General features: G+C 74.1%; 2 protein-coding genes. One reads left to right on the top strand and one right to left on the bottom strand.

The window, feature by feature from the left end:
- Positions 1–642: glycosyltransferase (locus PROKR_RS30275; RefSeq protein ID WP_281171775.1), on the top strand; the 642-nt coding region annotated here is incomplete at its 5' end.
- Positions 643–729: 87 nt separating this feature from the next.
- On the opposite strand, the gene PROKR_RS30270 is transcribed toward PROKR_RS30275, so the two are convergent.
- Entirely contained in the window at positions 730–1,824 is a 1,095-nt protein-coding gene (locus tag PROKR_RS30270) for a LacI family DNA-binding transcriptional regulator (protein ID WP_211240288.1), read from the bottom strand.
- Between the last annotated feature and the right edge of the window lie 459 nt (positions 1,825–2,283).

Genomic DNA, 2,283 nt, shown 5'->3' with positions numbered 1-2,283 from the left:
GGCTGGCAGGCGCCAGCGAACCGCGTCCCGGTCCGGCCTGAGCCGCACCAGGGGCCTGGCGCACCCGGTGCGGGTGCCGGGTCCGAGGCGGGCGTCGGAACTGGCACGCGCGGCGGGCGCCCCCGGGTGCTCGTCACGTTCGGCACTCACTTCTCCGATCCGGCGACCCTGACCCCGATCCTCGCCGAGCTGCGCACCGTCGGCGTCGACCTCGTCGTCACGCTCGGCCTCACGGCGAGCGCCGCGGACCACGATCTTCCCGGCAGCGCCCCGGGAACGAACGCGGCCGGAGACATCACCTTCGTGCCCTTCACGCCCCTCGCGGACCTCCTGCGGGACGTCGACCTCGTCGTCACGCACGGCGGCGCCGGCACGACCCTCGGCGTCCTGTCCCGCGGCCTCCCGCTCGTGGTGGTCCCGCAGGGCGCCGACCAGTTCCTCCAGGCCGCCGTGGTCAGCGCGACCGGCACGGGCATCGCGGTCCAGCCGGGTCCCTACGTCCCGGAGTCGGTGGCCAAGGCGGTCGTGACCCTCCGCACCGACCCGAGCTACGCGGAGGCCGCGGGCAAGGTTGCCGCCCAGATCGCGGCAATGCCGACGCCGTCCGAGGTGGCCGACCGGCTGGCCGAGTCGCTTTCCTGACCCAGCCCGTCCTGACCCAGCCCGTCCTGACCCAGCCCGTCTTGACCCAGCCCCGTCCTGACCCAGCCCTCACGTCGAGCAGCCGGGTCAGGACGGCGCAGGCCCCGTCGAGCCCCGCCAGATGATCGTGTTCAGCGGGCCGTCCGACGCCGCCTCGGCCACGCGGGCGGTCTCCGCGCCCGGCTGGAGCGTGGCGACCAGCCGGGCCATCGCCGCCCGGCCCAGCTTGCGGTGGTCGACGTTGACCGTGGTCAGCGTGGGCTCGAGGTACGCCCCGAGCTGGTTGTTGTCCCAGCCGGTCACACTGAGGTCGCCCGGGATGGTCCAGCCGCGCTCGCGGGCGCCCAGCACCACCCCGGCCGCACCGACGTCGCTCGCGGCGATGACGGCGGTCGGGTGGTCCTCCTCGGGCAGGGACAGGACGGCCGCGCGTGCGCCCTCGGCCGACCAGTCGCTCTCCAGCACCAGCGCGGGACCCAGCCCGAGCCGTTCGACCGTGGCGACGAAGACGTCCCGGCGGCCGCGGGCGGAGGCGTAGTCGAGCGCGCCGGTCACGTGCGCGAACCGCCGGTGGCCCAGCTCGGCCAGGCGCACCACGAGGTCCTCGACCGGTGAACCGTCGGCGAGCTCGCCCACGCCGCGGAACTTGTCGTCGTAGTCCGCGGACACGACGATCGCGGCCCGCTCGGGGAACCGCCCGCCGGAACCGGGCGGCAGCGGCGCGAGCGCGAGCACGCCCTCGACCTGCCCGGAATCGGCGAGCTCAAGGACCCGCCCGAAGCGATCGGCCGGCGACCCCTCCACGCTGAACGCCTCGACGGTGTACCCGTGCTCGTGGGCCACCTCCATCACGCCGCTCAGGATCTGCGGCGGACCGTACGTGGCGACCGCGGGCAGCAGCACCGCGACCCGGCCGCTGCGCCGGGTACGCATGGACCGCGCGGTCAGGTTGGGCCGGTAGTCGAGCTCCTCGACCGCCCGCTGCACCCGGGCCACCGTCTCGGGCCGCATCTTCGCGTCGTTGCGCAGGTAGCGCGAGACGGTCTGGTGGGAGACGCCGGCGGCCTTGGCGACCTCCCAGATCGTCGCGCGCCGCCGGCCCGCCGAGGTGCTGGTCGAGCCATCCGCCGGGCTGTCGGCCGAGCCGTCCGTCGAACTGCGCGTCGAGCTGTCGTTCTCCATGCCCCATCCTCGCTGATCATCAGGGCCTTCCGGACACCGCCCGGTGCGAGACCCTTGCGAAGTGATCGATCACCTCCTAGCCTAACCCGCGAACGGTGATCGATCACTCTGCAACGGAGCAGCCGTGGAACAACGATGTACCAGGCCTCCTGCCGTAGTCCACGGCACGGGACCTGCAGCACGCGACAACCAGCAGCGCGCGACGACCAGCACCACCCGGACCTCGTCCGGGAGGTCGTCCGCGCCCGGGGCACGCCCCCGGGCCGCCTGCCCGATCACCGAGGAGCATCACGATGCCCGAGCCCTTGCCTGAGAGCGCGCCCGAATACACGCGCCCACTCGCGGTCCTGCCGGCCACAGCCCTGCCCGCAGCGCTGCCGGTCACAGTCCTGCCGGTCACAGTCCTGCCGGTCACAGCCCGGCCCGCAGCGCTGCCCGCAGCGCTGCCCGGGACTCTGC

The organism is Promicromonospora kroppenstedtii DSM 19349 (genome assembly GCF_000515355.1).
Taxonomy (GTDB): domain Bacteria; phylum Actinomycetota; class Actinomycetes; order Actinomycetales; family Cellulomonadaceae; genus Promicromonospora; species Promicromonospora kroppenstedtii.
This window is presented reverse-complemented; position numbering and strand designations above follow the sequence as displayed.

What these genes read in the sequence shown, in the direction of transcription:
- PROKR_RS30270 (WP_211240288.1), bottom strand. Translation starts at nt 1,824, where the DNA reads ATGGAGAACGACAGCTCGACGCGCAGTTCGACGGACGGCTCGGCCGAC.